Source organism: Niallia sp. FSL W8-0177 (assembly GCF_038006285.1).
Taxonomy (GTDB): Bacteria; Bacillota; Bacilli; order Bacillales; family Cytobacillaceae; genus Niallia; species Niallia circulans_A.
Window position 1 is genome coordinate 125,738 of record NZ_JBBOUX010000002.1, and the last position, 22,392, is coordinate 148,129.

The following is a 22,392-nucleotide window of genomic DNA, read 5'->3' on the forward strand; positions in this document are numbered from 1 at the left end:
ATATTATGGAATCAGAAGTTCTATTATTTAAATACATAGATGTATTTAAATACCTAGTAGTAATTGTTCTGTCTTTTACTTCAGGATATTTAGTGTATTTGGGAATGAATTCAACATCTGAAAGAATGCAACACCGTTTACGGTTTAAAAGCAATTTGCAAAAAAATAAGAACTCTATTTTAGGACTTGCTAAAAATTCTAAAGCCGAGGAATGGTTTAAACAAGCAAAGTATCCATTAGGACTAAATGGTATTAAATACTATTTAATTCTATATTCAGTAACAGCATTTTTAGTTCTTTATTACATAGTTTTTCCGGTTTTATTAGGGAATATGGATTATCTTGCACCAAAGGCTGCTGTTATATTACTTCTATTTGTTTTCGCTCTTCCTAGTAATCCTATTTCGTTATTTGTTTATATCATGAAAAGAACCATTGACTATCAAACATCGAAATTACATTCAGAGATTTTTATGCTCTATGATTTAATCATTAACGAAATAGAAATGATGACTGTCCATCGTCTTAATACTTATAGTATTTTGCAAAATATAAAGCCATTTTTCTATTTGCTACAAAAACCGTTAACGGAATTACTAAGTTCATGGACTAGTGATGGACCAAGTAAAGCATTAGAACAATTTTCTAAACACTTAGATTCTAAACCCAGCGAGGCGCTAATCGGAGTTTTACAAAATCTAGACAGTATGAAAAGAGAGACCGCACTTGAACAGTTAAATGGAATGCATGGAACATTTGCAAAAAAACAAGTTGAAAATTACAGAAGAAAAAGAAAAATAACAACAGATCTATTAAAAATTCCTATCAAAGCTACACATTTTATTCATATATTAAATTTTGTACTTGTAGTAGTAATGATGGTAATAGCTATATTAGATAAATCACAAATGTAAAGGTGGAATCTATTATTCTTTTAAGGAGGTGACCAACAATAAATACGTCGCTAAGTACTTTCATGAAAATCGCCATTACAGCCATTGTGATAAGTACATTTATTTTTGTAGCTTTGTATCAGGAATTATCTGGTTTCTCTGATTCTATGGCTCTATATACTGCAAAAAGCGGTGGATAACGAGGGGATATTATTATGAATAAATCACTATTAACATTTATGATGATGGCAGCAATTGTATCCATTATGACTTATTTAATTTTAGGAACCTCATTTAATGCTTATAAAGCAAAAAACAATCAGTATCAAGATATGCTACAAAATGAACATCAAATAAAAATCAAATTGTAAAAGGGGAATTTTAAAAATGAACACAACTTTAGCTCAATTCTTAAAAATCGGACTTACAGTAGTAACAATTAGCGCATTCTTATTCTTCATCGGCTACAATCTAGTAGGTTCAAATACTACTACTTATTCTGCAAAAATTAACGGAGCACAAAGCAACCTTCCTACTGGTGCTGGTGTATCTAGTAATAATTAAAAGATCAACATTTACAGTCAAAGGAGTTTACAGCTCCTTTGATTTTTTCAAAGGGGTGTTCTAAATGGCAAGAACGTTAGCTGAATGGATGGTATTGTTTATTACAGTAAATCTTATATTCACACCATTATTAACATCAATTGATAGTATGCATCGAGATGCAATTGAGGTCACTTTAACCGAAGGAGCTAAAGAGGCCGCTATTGAGGGCAGATTAACACCAGAAATTATTAAGGAAATGAAAAAAACTCTAGTAGAGGGTTATAACTTTGACGAATCTAAAATTATCATCACAGGAACATCTAAATTAACCCCTCGAAACGAATATATAGAAGCTACTATTGAAGTGCCACGAACTTTTATATTTATTCTTAATATATTCAACCAAGGTCCTAGAACTATTTCAAAAAGCACCAAAATCTTAAGCGAATATTAGGAGTATATAATGAGTACAACATTAAGAACTTTATTATTTGCACTACTTTTTGCATTAATTATGCAATTACAGCTTAATTTAGATACAGACAAAACCGCTTCTAGACAATTAAAGAACTCTTTAGAATTAGCAGTTCATGATGCTGGTCTTGCGATTAATCCAGCTGCATTATCTGAAGGAAAGATAATCTTTGATAAAGAAAAATCATTAGAAAATCTTAAAAATAGTTTAAATAATAATTTAAAACTTAAAAGTTCTCAGGGCTATGTTTATACACCTACCGCAAACTCTTTTTTTCAGAAAGAATTGTACTTAGTTCATCTAGAATTTATTGATGATAGTATATCCAGGACCTATCCGTTTGTATATTATAACGATAACTATCAGGTATTTGAAAACGTAGAAGGTCCTTGTGTAATTGCCATTGTAACTACTGAAAGCCCCCGCTGGTTCAAAGGAGATCTTGCAATGATACGACAAGCAGCGGTTTATGAGTATAAAAATAAATAACAGGATAAAAGAACCATGCTAATTGTATGGTTTTTTCTTTTAATAATTCCAAAATTATCCGATATAAACAGTGAACATGGTTAAAACAACCAATTTTTTTTACTTTTATAATGAAATTATCTTAAGAACCGGGTATAATTAAGGCATATCAATACTATTTTTATTTTTTGTGCCATCAATGGCTATTCGATTAATGAAAAAAGATGCGGTTCTTTGGGACTATGTTTTAGAAGTTGATTAGGGTGATTATACTCTGATCCATTAAAACGTCCCATTGGATCGCTTTTTTTCGTTTATAAAGGACAAAAAATAAAGTAAAAAAATTGAGAGGGGAAATTTATATGAAAAGAGTAATAACGTTATTAACATTAATACTAATTTTAGGAGTATTAAAACCAGTGCATTTGCTTGCAGATGAGTTACCTTTAGCATCCTGTAGCATGACAATTAATTCAGATAAGGCTACACAAGCTAACCCAGCAAATGCAAGTGGATTATGCAGAGATATAGTGTATGGATATTATGCAAAGGCTGCAGATACTTTTAATATTTTTGGTGGGGTTCATCAATCTGTAACAAAAAGTGGTCAAAAGTTTATAGTACCCGTTTTTTCAGATAAACACACTCATGCAGAATTAACGGTTTATATTAACAGGGTTGCTACTAAGCCAACTCCTAAACCTACACCGAAGCCTGAGCCAAAGCCCGAACCTAAACCTACACCAAAGCCTGAGCCTAAACCAGACCCTAAACCTGCACCAAAGCCTAAACCAGAGTCCAAACCGGTTACACAACCGAATTCTGATAATAAAGCAACAAAACCTTCTACTTCTACAGGTAGTAAAAATTCAAGCAATACCAATACTAGTAAAAATAACTCAACTAATACTTCAAAATCGAGTTCTAGTAAAAGCAACTCAACTAATCTATCAAAATCAAGTGGAACAAGCAATAATACAGAAAGTAAAAAAACAAACAGCAGTTCTTCTTCCAATAGTTCATCAAAATCAAGTCAAAGTAGTTCTTCCGATAGAAGCAATAACGAGGAAAATAAAGTTGTTGCCTCTGTAACAAAAATAAAGGAAGGAAGTAATACATCTACTGATAAAAATGATAATAAAACAAAAGAAAGCACAATGGAAACTGAGCAGAAAAAAGAAAGATCTGATAAAAACGACCCTTCTACTGAAAACAAGGAAGATAACATGGATACCAATATTACAAATGAAAACAATGATAATATTAAAGAAGAAGCAACTCGTTCTTCAATTCTAGATGAAGATGAGTCTAAATCTAGTAAACTCCCAATAATTATTTCGGTAGTAGGAGTACTAATTATCGGAGCTGCAGTAATCTTCATTATTAGAAAGAAAAAATTAAAAATTTAAACTTGATATTTATTGATTCCCCATTTAATTTGCTTTAAAATATTTTATATAAACTTTTATATTAAATGGGAACGACCCAAGACGAAGTAGTTTAATAAACTGCTTTAGTTTTGGGTCGTTTTTTGTTATTAGGAGGTGAAATGTTAATTTTTTTACAAAGAATAGAAAGCGGGATTTAAATGAGAAATGCAAAGATTTTTTTTCTGATTCCTATTTTATTTTTTTTATTTTTACTTTTTATTCAAGAGCATCATGCTCACGCAAGTACTGGTGATGAAGATATATATAATGTTTCATCAACGGTTAAGAATAATTGGAATAACCTAATGGGATCAAAAGATTTCACTATGACTAGTGGAAGAAAAATAGTTTACGATGTATATTCAGACAAGTTTGTTACAAATGGTTATCAAGTTATAACAAAAAATTTTGGGAAAGGTAGTCAAAAATATATTAGATTTTCGGGTTGGTCAGTATTATTTGGACATCGTGAACATACCTCTTCTAACCAAGATACGTATATAGTTGCTAGAAAATCATCTGGTGATAGTGGTATCGGCACAGTAAAAATTTATAAAACAGTTCAAGGAAGTTTAGATGCAACCGAGGATCTAGAATATAATAATCAAGGGGCTGGCATATGGAACCAATGTCCATCGAGTGCAACAAATAGATGGAACGATGATTGCAATATGAAATATCAAGATGTAAGTTTTAATGCTTATTTACCCTTAGAAGAGCTTTTCAATAGAAAAGAAAAAGCTAATTGGGATTTATTTATCGTTAAAAAAGTACAAAATCAAATTGTGTATACGCCACTTATTCTTCCTTTCGAATTTAGTAATAAAGCATATGAGGGAGGAAAGTTATCGCTTTCAAGTGGTACCAATACTAATACCTTAGAAATGAATGCAGAAGGTGTATTACGAAGGAAAACCCCTAGAGAAAGTGCACCCTCTGTCATTGATGAATTAGGTAATAACAGATACTTCACTCAAGGGAAAACTTATACAAAAGTCGATTTTGAAGAATCTCAAACAGCTGTTTGGTATGGAGTTAGAAGTCCACATGATAGTAATAAAACCAAATGGGCAAATACCGCATATTTTACTTTTAAAGGAGATCAAGCTAAATTATCATTTCAACCAAATAGACCTCCTATTGCAAAATGGGAATGGGATCCTTCCAATAACGTCTATAATGATACAACTGTCAAAATGATAAACAATTCTTCTGATCCCGATGGCGACCCTTTAACTTACAAATGGTACAGGAAACCATATGGATCAGCTGATAGTAATTATGTTCAAATATCAACTGCTAAAACGCCATCTAGCTTTAAGATTGCAAAAGGAAAGTATACCTTTAAATTAGTAGTTTCTGATGGAAAAGAAGAGGCAGAAGCTGGACATGCTTTATATGTAAATAACCGGCCTCCTGTTGCAAAATGGGAATGGGATCCTTCCAATACTATTTATAATGATACACCAATCAAGATGGTTAATAGTTCTTCAGATCCTGACGGAGATTCTTTAACATATCGCTGGGAAAGAAAACCATATGGCAGCGCAGATAGTAATTATGTGACTGTGTCTACTGCAAAAACGCCGTCAAGTTTCACTATAGGAAAGGGAGACTATACCTTTAAACTCACTGTTTCTGATGGAGAAGATGAAAGTGTTGTCGGTCATGCCTTATATGTTATTAATAGACCTCCAATAGCTGATTTCACTTGGAATCCTGGTACCATTTACAATGATACTTCTGTTTCTTTCAGTAATAAATCTTCAGATGTAGACGGTGACTCATTAACGTATAAGTGGGAAACTCAAAAGCCTAACGAGACTACCTGGAGTACATTTTCTACTTCTAAAGACCCTCCTTATACTTTGAATAAAAAGGGGGTTTGGAAAGTTCGTTTAACTGTCTCAGATGGAGAGGCAAGCCATAATGTAACTAAAAATATTACTGTACAGAATAGAGCACCAGCTGCCGATTTTTCTTGGAGTCCTAGTACCATTTACAATGATACTTCTGTTTCCTTCAGTAATAAATCTTCAGATGCTGACGGTGACTCTCTAACGTATAAGTGGGAAACTCAAAAGCCTGATGACACTAATTGGAGTACGATTTCGACTTCTAAAAATCCCTCTTATACCCTAAATAAAAAGGGGATTTGGAAAGTACGTCTAACTGTTTCCGATGGGGAAGCTAGCAATAATGTGACTAAAAATATTAGTGTAAAAAACAGAGCGCCGAATGCTGATTTCACCTGGAGTCCTAGTACCATTTATAATGATACTTCTGTTTCCTTCAGTAATAAATCTTCAGATGTTGACGGTGACTCTCTAACGTATAAGTGGGAAACTCAGAAACCTAATGAGACTACTTGGAGTAGTATTTCGACTTCAAAAGAACCTTCTTATACTCTAAATAAAAAGGGGGTTTGGAAAGTTCGTTTAACTGTCTCAGATGGGGAAGCTAGTCACAACGTAACTAAAAATGTTACTGTGCAGAATAGAACTCCGGTTGCTGACTTTATATGGAATCCTAGTACCATCTATAATGATACGTCCGTTTCTTTTACTAATAAGTCTACCGATGCTGATAAAGATTCTTTAACGTATAAGTGGGAAACTCAAAAGCCAAATGAGTCTACTTGGAGTACCATCTCTTCTTCTAAGGACCCTTCTTACACTTTAAATAAGAAAGGGGTTTGGAAAGTTCGATTAACGGTTTCAGACGGAGAAGCTAGTCATAATGTGACTAAAAACATTACTGTTCAAAACAGGATACCTGTAGCAGATTTCACTTGGAGTCCTAGTACTATCTATAATGATACGTCCGTTTCTTTTACTAATAAATCTACGGATGCTGATAAAGATTCTCTAACGTTTAAATGGGAAGCTCAGAAGCCAAATGAATCTACCTGGAGTACTATTTCTACTTCTAAGGACCCTTCTTACACTTTAAATGAGAAAGGGGTTTGGAAAGTCCGATTAACAGTTTCAGACGGAGAAGCTAGTCATAATGTGATTAAAAACATTACTGTTCAAAACAGGATACCTGTAGCAGATTTTACTTGGAGTCCTAGTTCTATCTATAATGATACGTCCGTTTCTTTTACTAATAAGTCTACGGATGCTGATAAAGATTCTCTAACGTTTAAATGGGAAGCTCAGAAGCCAAATGAATCTACCTGGAGTACTATTTCTACTTCTAAGGACCCTTCTTACACTTTAAATAAGAAAGGGGTTTGGAAAGTCCGATTAACGGTTTCAGACGGAGAAGCTAGTCACAACGTGACTAAAAATGTTACTGTTAAAAATCGAGCACCTGTTGCGGATTTTACTTGGAACCCAACAACCATTTATAATGATACCACTGTCTCTTTCACTAACAAGTCATTTGATACAGACGGTGATCCATTAACAAATATATGGGAATATCAGGAACCAAATAAAACGACTTGGACCAAATTCTCGACTGAAAAAAATCCTAAAAATATTTTCACTAAGGTGGGAGATTATAAAATAAAATTAACTGTTACAGATGATGATGGAGCTACAGGTACAAAAGAGAAAACTCTAAAGATTACCAATAGACCACCACAAGTTACTCTTACATATACACCAAAGGATGTATATGAAGGTGATACCGTAAATGTTTGTATAAAAGTAATTGATTTAGATAAACAACCAATGGCAGTTAAATTATTTTTAAAAAAGGATTATGGGAATAAACAAACCGTTTTAACAAAATCAAATATTAACTCTGGTGAAGAGGTTTGTTATGTTTTTGTTCCGGACGTAGGGAAATATGATTTTACTACCGAAGTGGATGATGGCCATGATAAAACGACTGTAGATATATCCTTTTATGCTAAACCACTAATCATAAAAGGACATGTAAATCATACAGCCGATTGGAAGAAAAAGCATGAGAAACTTGGAAATACACTAGATAAATTTTTTAGTGGTGAAAAGTTTTTACTTGAAGCAGATACTTCACCTTATGAAACTATTTATGTAAAGAGTACTTTATCCGCGGTTCAAATGGATAACAAAAATACTACCTCTCCTGTTGATTTAAATAAAGAAACTAATATATTGTATAATGGTTCGCTTTATGAAGAAAAACATCAGTACTATCCAACTATGTTGAAAGTAGGAGAAGCTAAATTTGAATTTGAAGTAAAGTATAAGAATGGAGTAATTAAAAAGGATACCGTTAAAATAAATATAATTGATGACGCATTTAACTCATCTAAATATCATCGCAAATTTTAATTAATGTGGTCAATTATAGTATGGCATGTCATAATACCAGTATTAACAAACTATTGTTAATACTGGTTTTTTTATTTATATTGGTGCTTACGAATAATAATGTCCCTTTAAAAAACTATATAGTTGTTTAATAAACAATAAAGTTATTTAAAAATGAATAGTATTCATCGTAATCTTGCCAGCTCTTCTAGAACTAAACCAGCTAATAGTTTGTCAATAAATATATTTTAAATTTATAATTACTAAATGCTATACTAAAAATGCACAACTCAAATAACCCTCCTGATTCAATTTGGAAGGTTTTAGTTGTATAGGAAAATGTTGTTACTAAATAGTTTCTTGGAATGGTGTTTTCGTTTTTAACATCGCATAAATCCAGTGTAAAAGCTTATTAGCACATGCAATAATGGCTACTTTATAAGGCTTACCTTCTTCACGTTTTAAATCGTAGAAGGCACGTAATCGCATATTTCGTGCAATGGTTTCTTCAGTTGTTTTCTTTTTACGACTATCTCGAATGGAACACCGAACTGCTGTAAAAAGCATGTGGCGAAGCCTTGCAGAGCCTCGTTTAGTAATATGATTCTTCGTGCCTTTAAAGCGACCTGATTCAAATACACTAGGATCAAGTCCTGCAAAGGCAACTAACTTTTTGGGATGACTAAACCGATCAATTTCCCCGATTTCAGAAATAATCGTTGCAGCGATTTTTTCGCCTACACCGGGAATTGTTTGGAGTAGTTCATATTCTTCGAGCTGTACTGCTAACTGATCAATCTCACGCTCCAACGTAGAAAGCTGTTGGTGGTACACTTGAAGTAAATCAATATACATATTCAGACTGACAAGAAGGCTTTGATAACGCGTTGACTGAAATGGGTTGCGTTCTGCAGCTGCGATTAATCCCTCTGCTTTTTCAAGCGCCCAATTAAACGATCTTGCTTTACAATGCCTATCAATAAATTGTGCAATTTCCTCCACACAAGTTTTTAAGACAGTCTCCGAGGTAGGGAAAGTTTGTAAAGTTCTTAATGAAACCTCGGCATACAGATCGCCAAAAACGCCTTTATACTCTGGAAATACTTGATCTAATACAGATTGAAATTGAAGCTTTGTTTGAACCATAATTCCCGTCATATTTTCATGTTGTCTTGTCAGATGCCGAAGGTTTAATAACTGAACACCACGCTTTTTCTGCGGCTCTAAATCCTCTTTGTAATACAGTTCGCCTAAGTGATAAGCATCAATGGCATCTGTTTTAGTTTTTCTTAAACTAGAACTTTTTGCTCGGTAAGATACCAATGGATTTACGATAATGACAATGTACTCTCTTGCTTCTAAAAACTGTACAACTGGGGCATGATAGTGACCCGTTGATTCCAAGACAACTGGTGGTTTCATCCCTGTTTGATGCTCTAAATCTAGTAAATGGGGTACTGCCGACAAAACGCGGATATTATACGCTAAGACATTTTTTGGATATGAAAACCCTAATTTTTCTACGCTAAGCAGAAAAATTAGGGTTTTTTTATATCCTAAGTGGACTTAGGGAATGTATTGAGTTCAAAATCTCAGGTATAAATGAATATTCTCCTAGAAAGTTTATATGTTCCCATCCTAATGGTGATATGTGCGGGAGCAATTCCTCTTGATACTTTCCTGTATTTTTAAAATGTTCAATTGCTTGTGATAGATACACGGTATTCCAAATACTAATAGCATTAATAATTAAGTTTAAGGCGCTGGCACGCTGTAATTGATCTTGTAATGCTCTTTCTCTAAGTTCCCCATGTTTCCCAAAGAAAATAGCTCGTGCCAATGCATTCATAGCTTCTCCTTTATTTAATCCACGTTGAATTCGCCGACGCAATGTTTCGCTAGAAATATAATCTAATATAAACAAGGTTTTATCTATGCGACCCATCTCTCTTAAAGTTGTCGCAAGGCTATTTTGACGAGAATAAGAACCTAATTTCCCCATAATGAGAGAAGCAGAGACCGTTCCTTTACGAATGGAATGTGCCAACCTTAATACATCATCATAATTTTCCTGAATGATCTTGGTGTTAATTCTTCCACGAAGCAACTTCTCCATTTCTGGATATTGGTCTGGCTTTTCAAATGAATAAAGTTTTGAATCTGCAAGGTCTCGTAGTCTTGGGGCAAATCGAAATCCTAACAAATTAGTTAATCCGAATACTTGATCCGTATAACCAGCCGTATCTGTATAATGTTCTTCAATATGCAAGTCGGTTTCATGATGCAATAAACCATCTATAACATGAACAGCGTCTCTTGCGTTTGTATTAATCACTTTCGTATAGAAGCTAGAAAATTGGTCACTAACAAACCGATAAATGGTTGTTCCTTTCCCTGTGCCGTAATGTGGATTTGCATCAGCGTGTAAGGATGAAACTCCTACTTGAACACGCATTCCATCTGAAGAAGAAGTTGTACCATCGCCCCAGTACGACGACAAGTTTAACTGGTGTTGAAAATTCACCATAACGGCTTGTGCTTTATTCATAGCATCTTCATATAAACGCCACTGTGAGGCTGTGGACATTTGCCGGTAAGAAACCCCTTGTGTCGCTTCTGCCATCTTAGTAAGACCGATGTTTGTTCCCATAGCCATAATCGCTGCCATGATCGCAGGCTTTTCTTCTTCTTTCGGTGGATTCAGCGTAGAAGCATGGAGGAACTGCTTTTCGAATCCCGTCCAACTTGCTACTTCCATAAGCAAATCTGTCAACTTCACACGAGGTATCAGTTGATATAGAGATAAACTATATTCTCGTGCTGTTTCTGGAACGTTTTTCTCCAAACGATGGAGATGCAGCCGTCCGTCTTCAAAATTAACCCCATCTAATTCTGTGATATTCGCTTTAATCCATTCAAGCCGATCATGTAATGCATCTATTTTCAATTTTAAGTATTCATCAACAGAAGGTGGTGCGGTAAGTCCATTAAGGTGCTTGTTTTGCTCCCATGCTTCTTTTGTCACTAAATAATTATCAAAATCTTGATGCTGACGACTTCCTTTAATAGAAACGTTACCTGAGCGTACAAGATTTCTTAACTCGGTAAGAACAGACATCTCATAATATTGGCGATTTATATTACCATCATCATCATAAACGTGCTTTTGCCAGCGATTCGAGATAAAGTCCAAAGGAGCTCCTTCTGGAATTTTTCGTTTATTATTTTTGTTCATCTCTTTAATGGTCTCAATAGCTTGAAGCAATGGCTCTCCTGATTTTGTAGAAGTGAATTCTAGGGCTTCTAACAATGTTGGAGTATATTTACGTAAGTAGTTAAAGCGAAATTTTAGTAAGTCTAAGTAATCGTAATCCATAGGGCGTGATAATTGCTTCGCCTCTTCTATTGAGTTTACGAAGTCCTCCCAAGGCATAATAGCTTCTAAGGCTTCAAATGGGTCCTTCCCTTGTTCTTTTGCTTGAATCAATGCTGTTCCCAAATCTGCAAAGTGAATAACCTTTTCATTAACTGATTTACCATTTAACCTCTGAATCTCTTCTTGAGCTTTACGTCCTTTTGATAACAATAGGCTAATTTGCCGATCATGTATCTCAAAGGCATGATCAGTAAGGTTTTGGCTAAGTTGTAGGAGGTGTAAAACTAAAAGCGCAAATTTCTTATTCTCTTTAAATCTACGGAATGAACGGGGTTCATATTTGGAACCCAATCGTGCTAGCTGTAAGACCCTATTTGGATGAATTTCTTTAATATCCACATTAAGTTGCAAAGTTCGTATGACTTGAAGACGTTTTATAACCTTTAAGAAGGCATCTGGAGAAGATTGACCGGGAACTTCTCGCAACCAAGCAAGGGGTGTCTTTGAATTGGTGGAACTTGCATCAAGTAAGTGATCTAACTTTTGTTTTTGAGATTCACTTAATGTAGAGATGATAGATTTAAAAATTCGTTCTTCTGCCCGTTGACGAGCTTCCCATACAATCCTTTCTATTGTTGTCAGTGCTGGCAAAATTACTTTTTGTCTTCGCAATTCTTCAATTGTTGAGCGAATCAAGTAGTCTGTATTTCCGTTCTCAAGAGCAAGTTTAAGAGTAAATTGTGCAATTATTCGATATGCCCCAAAGGATAAGTTTTGGTAGCCATAATGTTGCCGAAGTTCCTCTAGATGTTCATTTCGAGTTGCTACCCGTTTTGCATACTGGGTATATTCTTGAGGGGAGACATCAATTTGTTTTGCAATATAATCGAGTATTGGGCTGGGAATGTCTTTAATCTGAAATAAAGTCCAACCTGGATACCGAAGGACAGCGAGCTGTAAAGCAACCCCTAAGCGATTATGGTCTCTTCGGTGCTTATTAATAAATCCAAGATCTTCTGAGGTAAAAGTATAGTGCATTTCTATGTCATGCTCATTCATATCATCAGGAATAGACACAAACATATTTCGCTGATCGGAGGTTAACAGCTCTTTCCCTCTCATGTTATACCTCCTTGCCAGATTTTTCTTTTGTTCCTAAGTAACGATATAACGTTGTTGCTCCTATTCCTGTGGCTTCTTTAATTTGAGATAAGGAGTAGTCTTTACTTTCATACATCTTCATGGCAAGCATGATTTTTTTAGGTTCAACCTTCGGTCTACCTCCATTTCTTCCCCTAGCTCTAGCAGCTACCAGTCCATCTTTAGTTCGTTCACTAATGATGTCCCGTTCTAATTCGGCTATGCTGGCTAACATTCTGAAAAAGAATCGCCCCATAGCTGTTGTTGTGTCAATTTTATCTTGAATAGACACGAAATGAATTCCCTTAGCTTCAAACTGCTCCATGAGTTCAATTAAATGTTTGGTACTTCGACTGATACGATCTAATTTGTAGACAACTACTGTGTCGCCCTTACGCAGAACTTTAAGTAGCTCGTCCAATTGAGGCCGGTTTTTCCTCTTACCTGATTCTTTTTCTTCAAAAATCTGTTCCACTTCATAATGGTTCAAAGCATCCAGTTGTAATGACAATGACTGATCTTGCGTACTTACCCGTGCATATCCAAATTTCAACACAAATCCCCCCTTACTTAATACATTTACTATACCATAAAGGGTATTTAAATAGATATATTAGTAATTTGATTTTGGTTATATTTTTGGTTATGTGTTTTAAGTAGTTTTTGAATATTTTTAGATAATCTCTTTTCTACAACCAAAAACGGTCGTTTTTGGTATTTTTTTATATAGAGGAAATGGATATAGGAGATTGTGAAAAGGTGTACTTACACTAACGGGCAGCATTCCTGTAATGAAGAAATATGAGGTTTGAACATAAAAAAGCCCCTTGGTATGATATGAATGTCCAAAGCCTGGCGGCAAAAAGGACAACAAACACATATACCAGGAGGCTATTCAAATGAATTATAACCAAAATGAAAAGATTGCTCAAATTACTTCTCAAACATTAATTATAGGTGTTGATATTGCTAAATACAAGCATGTGGCAAGAGCCCAAGACTTTAGAGGTTTAGAATTTTCAGCACCTTTATACTTTGAAAATACAGATTCTAGTTTTAACTGTTTCTTAGAGTGGATAAAAAAGTTAATGAATCAAAACAATATGGAAAAAGTGATCGTAGGAATGGAGCCGACAGGTCACTATTGGCTGAATTTAGCTCACTTCCTTAAGGCGAAAAATATCAAGTTTGTAGTTGTAAATCCTTTGCATGTAAAGAAAAGTAAAGAGTTAGATGATAATTCTCCAACTAAAAATGATGTAAAGGATGCAAGAGTTATCGCACAGTTGGTCAAAGACGGGAGATATGCAGAACTTCGTGTGGCTAGAAAAATACGTGATCTTCTATCTGTTGATCTTCAAGCAGTTCAAGGGCAAGTCCATAATTGGATAGACCGCTATTTTCCAGAGTTTCTTACCGTCTTTTAAGGATTGGGAAGGTAAATCTGCTATACAATTACTAAAACTAAATTTATTGCCACATGAGTTAGTAGCTCTCTCCGAACAGGAGATACTAGTACATCTTCGAAAAGCTGTTAAACGTGCAGTGGGACTCAGTAAAATAAAAGAACTAAAGAAGATTGCAGTTGCTTCAATTGGTATTAGGGAAGGTTCTGATATGGCTAAGTTAGAGCTTCGCACGTTAATAGACAAATATGAACTAATAAAAGAAAAGTTCGAAGAACTGGAATCTAACATAGATAAACTTCTTGAACAAATTCCAGGTGTTGAACAAATGTTGGCTATTAAGGGAATAGGGAAAGACACGGTTGCAGGCTTTTTTTCAGAGGTAGGAGACCTAAGTTACTATTCCCACCCAAGGCAGATTATCAAACTAGCTGGGCTTAGTCTTAAGGAAAATACATCTGGTAAGCATAAAGGACAAACCTAAATTACCAAGAGAGGTAGGAAGACATTAAGAGCTCTCCTCTTTCGAGTTGCAATGCCTTTGGTCGCTAAAAATACCGCTTTTAAAGCATTACATGAGTATTTTACAAAGCGTCCAAATAATCCTTTGAAGAAGATGCAATCTCTAATTGAATTGCAATATGTAATAAGCTCATACGTATTTTATTTACCATCGGTAAAAAGCAGTGCGAATTTAGTGAAGAACGCATGTTATCGGACATTCCTCATATGGACGTATTACAGGTAGCAGCTTAATTTCTTTTCTTGATTGAAATTATTTAGTAGGTTAATTGTTTTAAACATTTGAAGCACGGATTAGTCAGTAAAACAACTAAAATACGGGCAAGGACCCTGTCGGGCAGCATGACTGACATCCACCTCATGGAAAGGTTGGACGAAGGAATTTTGGAGCGAAGACTCTGTGAGATATGGGAGGGTTGACCTCCATGAGAAATGTGGAGATCCACCAGTGCAATCATATTTTTACTCATCCACCAATGGTTGTAAGAAGGTGGTTGATGGGTTATAGCTCTTTTTTCTCTCAGAGTCCAAATATATCCTTTCAAGTGAGAATCCTCCAGCTATAAGGACATTTACCGACAGGTAAATAACTATGAAAATCTAAGAAAACAAGAGTAATCCGGCGTTTTCCCTTCTTTTATAGAGGGAGTTTAGTTGAATAGCGCTATTAATAAAAACAAATCCCAATCATCAAGATTGTTCACACAAATTCCTCGTTCCCACCTGAAATGGGGATATTTGTGTGGCTATTCAAAAATTCCGTAACTTAGCTGGTATGTACTTTTATTATAAAAATTATTTCAAACTGTTTATAAACAATAATATTGTATTCCTCTTCATCCTAAACTTCTACACTTCAACTTTTCCAGATTTCTGTATCTTAATTTTTTCTTCTAAGGACAATAGTTCGTATTCCCAATTTGCGTTCATTCACTTCCTTTTATTTTCTTAAACATTTAGAAGTTATATAAATTGTTCCAGTATCAATTTTCCCCCTGAATAATTATATAAAATTAAGTGCAAATTAAACATATAGGAAATGAAAGGAAAAATGTTATGGAACAAATAGTTTTAGATATTAAAAAAGCGTTAGGGGGTAATGATGACTTTTTTATAAAACGTGATTACCTTTTAAAAAAGGAAGTTTTGTTACTAGGACTATCTACTTTAGTAGATATGACAAAAACAAAAACAATTCTTCAAAAACAGTCAGAGGGTTTAATTTCTCAAGGGAAAACATCAGAATCTATATTTATTTTAATGGGTGAACTTTTTGAAGACGATACAAAAAAGGCTATTACATCAGTCCTTGAAGGTAAACTTATTATATATATAGAACATACAAAAAAGTTTATTATTTACGAACCTGTTCCTAAGGGGTTAAATCGTTCAATTGAAGTTCCATCAAATGAAAGTGTAATTCAAGGACCTTCAAACTCCTTCACAGAAGATATTGACACAAATATTGGACTCCTTCGTAAACAACTTACTTCAAATAAACTTCTTGTTCATTCCTTCACAACAGGGAAAAATCAGAAGACAAAAATTTCTTTACTATTTATTAATGGTCTAGTGGATAAAGAACTTGTTGAAAATATAAATAGTCTTATTGAAAAGAATAAGAGTATGGATATCAGTAACTTACAAAGCATGTCAAAAATGCTGGGGTTTTCATCTTGGGATACAGTTTCAAAATTTAATACGACAGAACTTCCTTTTCATGCATCACAATTTCTTAAAAAGGGAAGAGTTGTTATATTAGTTGATCAATTACCTTTTGCTTTAATACTGCCTAATCTCCTTTGGGATATGTTTATTGTTGAGAGTGATCGTAATTTTCCATTTCCCATTATGATAACTATCAGTTGCCTCCGAGTAATTGGTGCATTAATTGCTCTAATAAGTCCAGGAATGTATGTTGCTCTTGTTGCTGTAAATCCGGAAGCGTTACAGATAGAGCTTGCACTTTCTGTAGCTCAAAGTCGAGAAGGGGTTCCTTATCCAGCACTTGTTGAAGTTATAATCATGTTGGTTGTTCTAGAACTGATATTAGAAGCAAGCATAAGGCTTCCAAAATCAGTAGGTCCCACAATTACAATGGTTGGAGGAATTATATTAGGACAAGCAGTTGTAGAAGCTAAATTAGTCAGCAATCTCTTAATCATCATTCTTGCAGCAACAACAATTGCTAACTCAACCCTTGTGGGGGCTCAAAGCTCGCTTTCAATCAGATCATTTAAATATATTAATGTAATTCTTTCTTCACTATTTGGAGTTTTAGGATTAGTAGTAGGTCTAGTTTTTATTAGTTCTTATTTGGCAAGTTTAACTACCTTTGGCAAGTCCTATCTCTATTTAAATATAGGAAGGAAGGAACAATAGTGGTAAGAAGTCTACATGTTATGATAATGTATGTGCTTTGTCATCTGGGACTAATTTTTTTTATGTTTCCAGCTGATATTATTGCTAGTACAGAACAAGGCCATTGGTTCCCAATTCTAATAGGGATTATTGTACATTTTGTATGTTTGTTGACTTATATGAAAGGTCTCAGCTTTTTTCCAAAAAAGGATATTTTAAGTATATTTTCGAAAAGCAAAAAAAGGGTAACTTTTTTATTTTTTGCTCCCGTTTTACTTTATCTAATCATGGCCATTATTATAACGGTCAGAGCATACGCAGAAATCGTAACCTTGGTATTTTTATCCCATACCCCATTATGGACAATTATACTATTATTGTTGTCTGTTTCTGCATACATTTCATCTAAAGGTATCGAAGCCATTTTACGAACTGCATTTTTATTATTTATATTATTTTTTCCAATATTATTGTTTGTCTTAATCATGTCATTTCAGAATGTTGATTGGAGATATGCCATACCTTTTGACACAGACTTAGGATTCATTAGTAAGCCTGCTTACTTCGAGAGTTATTTTGCATTCGCCGGTGGGTTTCTCTTTCTTGGATTTGTACAACCATTTTTCTCTTATGAAAGAAAATATGTTATTTTGTCTGCGATATTTCTTATTCCTTTCTTTCTCTTTTCAGTATACATTCCAATTCTTACTTTGGGACAAGCGACTGCATCAAAAGCATTTCTTCCTTTTGTACTTATTGTGGATTCTATAAATATTGATTGGTTAATGTTTGATCGAGTTACAATGTTTTTTCTTTTAAGCCTTATTGCTTTTATTATTTTGTATCTCTCTCTCTTAATGTGGAAAGCAATTCGAATAATCAACTATTACATTCCTAAAAGTAGACCTAGCTACCTATTGTTCGGTTTGTCTGTAGCAATCTTTTTCGTTTGCTTTTGGATTCCAGACTGGAAGGATGTTGAAAATATCCTTTTTATGAATTCTCTTTTAAGGTCATACGTTATAATTGTTGTACCTCTTTCTATTTACTATATTGGAAGAAGATTAAAGAGGAAGGATACAAATGAAACTATCTAATAAAAAAGTCATTTATTTAATTTGTAGTCTTTTAACTATGTTGATATTGAGCGGTTGTTGGGATATTAAGGATATAAATCATCGTCTACTACCAGTGTCGATAGGTGTTAAGAAAGTTGACGACCAATATTTGGTGATCCTGAATATACCAGAGCCTATAGATGGTAGTATGGAAACGAAAATTGTATCTGCTAAAGCTGAAACGGTCTCAAAAGCAGTGGATACAATTAGTAGAAATATGGAGAGCGATGTGTATTTATTGCATGTAAAGCTAATCTTTATTGAGAAAGAAACTGCTGAGGATGGAATAAACGATATAATTGCAGGATTTATGCGTTCAAGAGACGTTTCCCCAAAAGCTTTAGTTGCAATATGTGATGAGGATCTTCAAGAATTTTTCAATAACATTAAAATTAATGCCGAAAAAAAAGGGCTCAGCACTTATAACTATTTCGAAAAAAATGCAGGCTGGAATCCTGACATTGCCCTTACAAGAGTTTGGGAGGTCTTCCGAGGCATACATTCTTATACACATGATGTGGCTATACCTTTGATTCGTTCGGGAAAAGATACGACTATGGATCAAATCGGTTCTGCCATATTAAAAAGAGGAAAAATGGTCGAGCAAATCAGTTCAAACGAAACCCTGCTGTACAATGTTTTTAAAGGGGAGAGTGGTAATGGAAAAATGGAAGTAATGGAACATGCTACAGTCATGCTACTGGGTTCTAAAACTGACAATATAGGAAGACTAGTGAATAATGATGCACATATGGAAAGTCTAATAAAAATGAGAGTTGTGATATTGGAAACAAAAGGAGAACCCAGTTTGAATTTAATTAAAGAGGAAATTAATACTCTAATCTCTGAGAGGTATAATAAATTATTTACAAAACTTCAAGAGAATGAGGCTGATGTATTCGGAATGGGTCAGTTTTTTAGAAATCAAATCCCTCGTGATGAATTAAAAAACTGGAGGTCAGATTACTTTAAAAACATGAAGATTAATATTAATGTTAAAATAGACATTCAAAATGAAGGTTATCTGAAAACAACTTAAAGAATTATATCTATATCCATTTTTGTAACTGGATTGGATTTTATGAATCAAATTTATGTTATCTCAGCAGTTATCTTGAATATAACAATTGAAAAAATAAATAGATAATAAAAAGCTGTTTTTCGATAAGAAAACCGGCTTTCTTTGTGAATTATGTGAAACAATGTACTTAAACAAAACCAGCTAATAGTTTGTCAATAAATATATTTTAAATTTATAATTACTAAATGCTATACTAAAAATGCACAACTCAAATAACCCTCCTGATTCAATTTGGAAGGTTTTAGTTGTATAGGAAAATGTTGTTACTAAATAGTTTCTTGGAATGGTGTTTTCGTTTTTAACATCGCATAAATCCAGTGTAAAAGCTTATTAGCACATGCAATAATGGCTACTTTATAAGGCTTACCTTCTTCACGTTTTAAATCGTAGAAGGCACGTAATCGCATATTTCGTGCAATGGTTTCTTCAGTTGTTTTCTTTTTACGACTATCTCGAATGGAACACCGAACTGCTGTAAAAAGCATGTGGCGAAGCCTTGCAGAGCCTCGTTTAGTAATATGATTCTTCGTGCCTTTAAAGCGACCTGATTCAAATACACTAGGATCAAGTCCTGCAAAGGCAACTAACTTTTTGGGATGACTAAACCGATCAATTTCCCCGATTTCAGAAATAATCGTTGCAGCGATTTTTTCGCCTACACCGGGAATTGTTTGGAGTAGTTCATATTCTTCGAGCTGTACTGCTAACTGATCAATCTCACGCTCCAACGTAGAAAGCTGTTGGTGGTACACTTGAAGTAAATCAATATACATATTCAGACTGACAAGAAGGCTTTGATAACGCGTTGACTGAAATGGGTTGCGTTCTGCAGCTGCGATTAATCCCTCTGCTTTTTCAAGCGCCCAATTAAACGATCTTGCTTTACAATGCCTATCAATAAATTGTGCAATTTCCTCCACACAAGTTTTTAAGACAGTCTCCGAGGTAGGGAAAGTTTGTAAAGTTCTTAATGAAACCTCGGCATACAGATCGCCAAAAACGCCTTTATACTCTGGAAATACTTGATCTAATACAGATTGAAATTGAAGCTTTGTTTGAACCATAATTCCCGTCATATTTTCATGTTGTCTTGTCAGATGCCGAAGGTTTAATAACTGAACACCACGCTTTTTCTGCGGCTCTAAATCCTCTTTGTAATACAGTTCGCCTAAGTGATAAGCATCAATGGCATCTGTTTTAGTTTTTCTTAAACTAGAACTTTTTGCTCGGTAAGATACCAATGGATTTACGATAATGACAATGTACTCTCTTGCTTCTAAAAACTGTACAACTGGGGCATGATAGTGACCCGTTGATTCCAAGACAACTGGTGGTTTCATCCCTGTTTGATGCTCTAAATCTAGTAAATAAGAGTATAACTCTTTTAAACCATCCACCGTATGTTCAACTTTCACACTATTTTTATAGGGCATTTTTTTATCCAAGAACATTTGAACCTGACTTTCACCTTTAGCGACATCCAGACCAACAACTGGATTCATAAATTATCTCCTCCTAGTGTAGTGGATTGACCGGTAACCTCTATCTAGCTTGTCATTCATATCTTCGCTTGTTATACGGGATCATCATGTCCCAACCAGCCTAATCATGTGTTAACAAGTAGAGGGGAACAGTTTAGTTGTCGGGATCAAGTCCCACGGGTGCGTCCGTTCTTCCCCGGCTACTATCAATCTATAAATTGAATAAAAAATAGTCAACCAGAATTCTCTGGCTGACCTTATAATACGACGGGTGCGTTAGTTTATTAATAGTCAAACAACTTTATTATCAAATTCGAAGATAAGAATAATTATAGTGATACAAAATTAACCACTTTAAATAATCCATCCTACAATATATCGTAGGATGGTTCTTGTTTTTTATGTAAAAAAAAAAAAACGTATTTATTATCTCTATACAATTGGAGAAAAAGTAAATGAAAAATTCATTGTCAAAATTATCATTTCAACCTCACTTTTCTTAATAAAATTAAGAAAAAAATAAAGGATGATAATTTTGCTAATAAAAAAATCTAAAAATAATAAACACTCTCTTGTTTACAAAACATCTACCTTTTATACTGAGAAGCATCTAGTTAAACTCACTTATATAAATAAAATCACCTTTAATGCTGCTAATGGAAAAAAAACAATTGAAGTTTTATGGTCAAATATAAAAGAATTGCCGTTATCAAAAAATATCTCATAGGTTATCAAATAGAAGACTGAAAGAAAAATTTAAAGTTATTTCAAAAAAGTCGGGTAGAAATTTTTAATTGCGTTTAGTTATTAAAAGGGAACAAGAAAAAAATATAAAGAGAAAAATAGTAGGGATAGTAGTTATATTTATAAACGCGCAGCCTGAAGGTAGCGCGTTATTTTTTTAAAGGCTGATTTCGTATTATTAATAATATAATAATACGTAGTAGTTATCGTACTTGACGATAAGTTACTACTCGTTTGTTTTCCGTATTCTACTTTGCTACACTTAACCTAAAAAGCAGGTGATAGCATGTGTGGTCGCTTTACTTTATTTACCGACTTTGGAACAATTATTGACCGCTTTAATATCGACTCAGCAATTGAAGAATCCCATTATAACCCAAACTATAATGTAGCTCCCTCTCAATCCGTACTTTCTGTGATCAATGATGGTGAAAAGAATCGTCTTGGATATTTACGTTGGGGATTAATTCCTTCCTGGTCTAAAGATATGAAAATCGGTTATAAAATGATTAACGCTCGTTCAGAAACAATTGCCGAAAAGCCAAGTTTTCGTAATGCCTATAAAAAGAAACGCTGTTTGATCCTTGCTGATTCTTTCTATGAATGGAAACGTACAAATGAACGTAAAATTCCTATGCGTATAAAATTTAAAAATAATCAACCATTTGGTATGGCTGGCTTATGGGAATCTTGGAAATCCCCAGAAGGAGAAATGGTATACTCATGTTCTGTAATTACCACTCAACCAAATAAGCTAATGACTGAAATACATGATAGAATGCCAGTCATATTAAAACCTGAAGATGAACAATTCTGGCTAAATCCAACAAATACCGATACTAACTCGTTAAGTAAATTACTTGTTCCCTTTGACTTTGAACAAATGGAGGCTTTTGAAGTTTCAAATGATGTTAATTCTCCAAAAAACAATTCACCTAGCTTAATTCAGCAAATTTGTTAGAAAACAACAAATACTTATAGTGGTTTAAAAGCATTTATTGACGACAGTGACTTTTTGTTCAAGTTTAGATCTATTCGAATATAACGATTCTAGAGTCGAATTTTAAAATAGATGCTGCTGGAACATTAGTTATGAATTATGTA

15 protein-coding genes and 1 pseudogene are annotated in these 22,392 nt (G+C 34.1%); 12 read left to right on the plus strand and 4 right to left on the minus strand.

Annotated elements, in window-relative coordinates; genetic code table 11:
- The first annotated feature begins 5 nt into the window (after window positions 1–5).
- The 7 genes from NST77_RS25045 to NST77_RS25075 all read left to right on the plus strand — a co-directional run bounded on the left by NST77_RS25045 (window position 6) and on the right by NST77_RS25075 (window position 8,080).
- Complete coding sequence (locus NST77_RS25045) at window positions 6–914, plus strand: hypothetical protein (protein ID WP_016205133.1); 909 nt, start codon at window positions 6–8, stop codon at window positions 912–914.
- Between the two features lie 194 nt (window positions 915–1,108).
- Window positions 1,109–1,264, plus strand: a complete 156-nt coding sequence (locus NST77_RS25050) for a hypothetical protein (protein WP_193224519.1) — start codon at window positions 1,109–1,111, stop codon at window positions 1,262–1,264.
- A gap of 16 nt (window positions 1,265–1,280) precedes the next feature.
- Entirely contained in the window at window positions 1,281–1,457 is a 177-nt protein-coding gene (locus tag NST77_RS25055; RefSeq protein WP_162837589.1) for a hypothetical protein, read from the plus strand.
- A 64-nt stretch (window positions 1,458–1,521) separates the two neighbouring features.
- A complete protein-coding gene (locus NST77_RS25060) occupies window positions 1,522–1,893 on the plus strand; it encodes a hypothetical protein (protein ID WP_341118161.1) in 372 nt (123 codons plus the stop codon).
- Window positions 1,894–1,902: 9 nt separating this feature from the next.
- Window positions 1,903–2,403, plus strand: a complete 501-nt coding sequence (locus NST77_RS25065; RefSeq protein WP_016205131.1) for a hypothetical protein — start codon at window positions 1,903–1,905, stop codon at window positions 2,401–2,403.
- A 341-nt stretch (window positions 2,404–2,744) separates the two neighbouring features.
- Window positions 2,745–3,791, plus strand: coding sequence for a hypothetical protein (locus NST77_RS25070; RefSeq protein WP_341123845.1), 1,047 nt, complete (start codon window positions 2,745–2,747; stop codon window positions 3,789–3,791).
- A gap of 179 nt (window positions 3,792–3,970) precedes the next feature.
- Window positions 3,971–8,080: a PKD domain-containing protein gene (locus NST77_RS25075; RefSeq protein WP_341123847.1), complete on the plus strand. Its 4,110-nt coding sequence runs from the start codon at window positions 3,971–3,973 to the stop codon at window positions 8,078–8,080.
- Between the two features lie 327 nt (window positions 8,081–8,407).
- Here NST77_RS25075 and NST77_RS25080 read toward each other — a convergent pair whose 3' ends face one another.
- Genes NST77_RS25080 through NST77_RS25090 form a run of 3 tightly spaced genes read right to left on the minus strand, consistent with a single transcriptional unit; the run spans window position 8,408 to window position 13,128 of the window.
- Window positions 8,408–9,598 carry an IS110 family transposase gene (locus NST77_RS25080; protein ID WP_341123895.1) on the minus strand — a complete coding sequence of 397 codons (1,191 nt, stop codon included), beginning with the start codon at window positions 9,596–9,598 and terminating at the stop codon, window positions 8,408–8,410.
- A gap of 10 nt (window positions 9,599–9,608) precedes the next feature.
- Entirely contained in the window at window positions 9,609–12,557 is a 2,949-nt protein-coding gene (locus tag NST77_RS25085; RefSeq protein ID WP_163187432.1) for a Tn3 family transposase, read from the minus strand.
- A gap of 1 nt (window position 12,558) precedes the next feature.
- Window positions 12,559–13,128 (minus strand): recombinase family protein, encoded by a 570-nt coding sequence (locus NST77_RS25090; RefSeq protein ID WP_000668444.1) that lies wholly within the window; start codon window positions 13,126–13,128, stop codon window positions 12,559–12,561.
- Window positions 13,129–13,474: 346 nt separating this feature from the next.
- Between NST77_RS25090 and NST77_RS25095 the strand changes: the two are divergent.
- The 4 genes and pseudogenes from NST77_RS25095 (at window position 13,475) to NST77_RS25110 (ending at window position 19,021) form a co-directional block, all read left to right on the plus strand.
- A pseudogene (locus NST77_RS25095) lies at window positions 13,475–14,737 on the plus strand (IS110 family transposase).
- A gap of 822 nt (window positions 14,738–15,559) precedes the next feature.
- Window positions 15,560–16,885 (plus strand): spore germination protein, encoded by a 1,326-nt coding sequence (locus tag NST77_RS25100; RefSeq protein WP_163187434.1) that lies wholly within the window; start codon window positions 15,560–15,562, stop codon window positions 16,883–16,885.
- Window positions 16,886–16,905: 20 nt separating this feature from the next.
- Complete coding sequence (locus NST77_RS25105; protein WP_163187470.1) at window positions 16,906–17,961, plus strand: GerAB/ArcD/ProY family transporter; 1,056 nt, start codon at window positions 16,906–16,908, stop codon at window positions 17,959–17,961.
- Window positions 17,948–19,021 (plus strand): Ger(x)C family spore germination protein, encoded by a 1,074-nt coding sequence (locus tag NST77_RS25110; protein ID WP_163187436.1) that lies wholly within the window; start codon window positions 17,948–17,950, stop codon window positions 19,019–19,021. Before NST77_RS25105 ends, NST77_RS25110 begins: the two co-directional genes overlap by 14 nt.
- Window positions 19,022–19,329: 308 nt before the next feature.
- Here NST77_RS25110 and NST77_RS25115 read toward each other — a convergent pair whose 3' ends face one another.
- Window positions 19,330–20,565 carry an IS110 family transposase gene (locus tag NST77_RS25115; RefSeq protein WP_095322885.1) on the minus strand — a complete coding sequence of 412 codons (1,236 nt, stop codon included), beginning with the start codon at window positions 20,563–20,565 and terminating at the stop codon, window positions 19,330–19,332.
- Between the two features lie 1,009 nt (window positions 20,566–21,574).
- Between NST77_RS25115 and NST77_RS25120 the strand changes: the two genes are divergently transcribed.
- The gene (locus tag NST77_RS25120) at window positions 21,575–22,249 is read left to right on the plus strand and encodes an SOS response-associated peptidase (RefSeq protein WP_341123848.1); all 675 of its coding nucleotides are present in this window, start codon (window positions 21,575–21,577) and stop codon (window positions 22,247–22,249) included.
- Window positions 22,250–22,392: the final 143 nt, after the last annotated feature.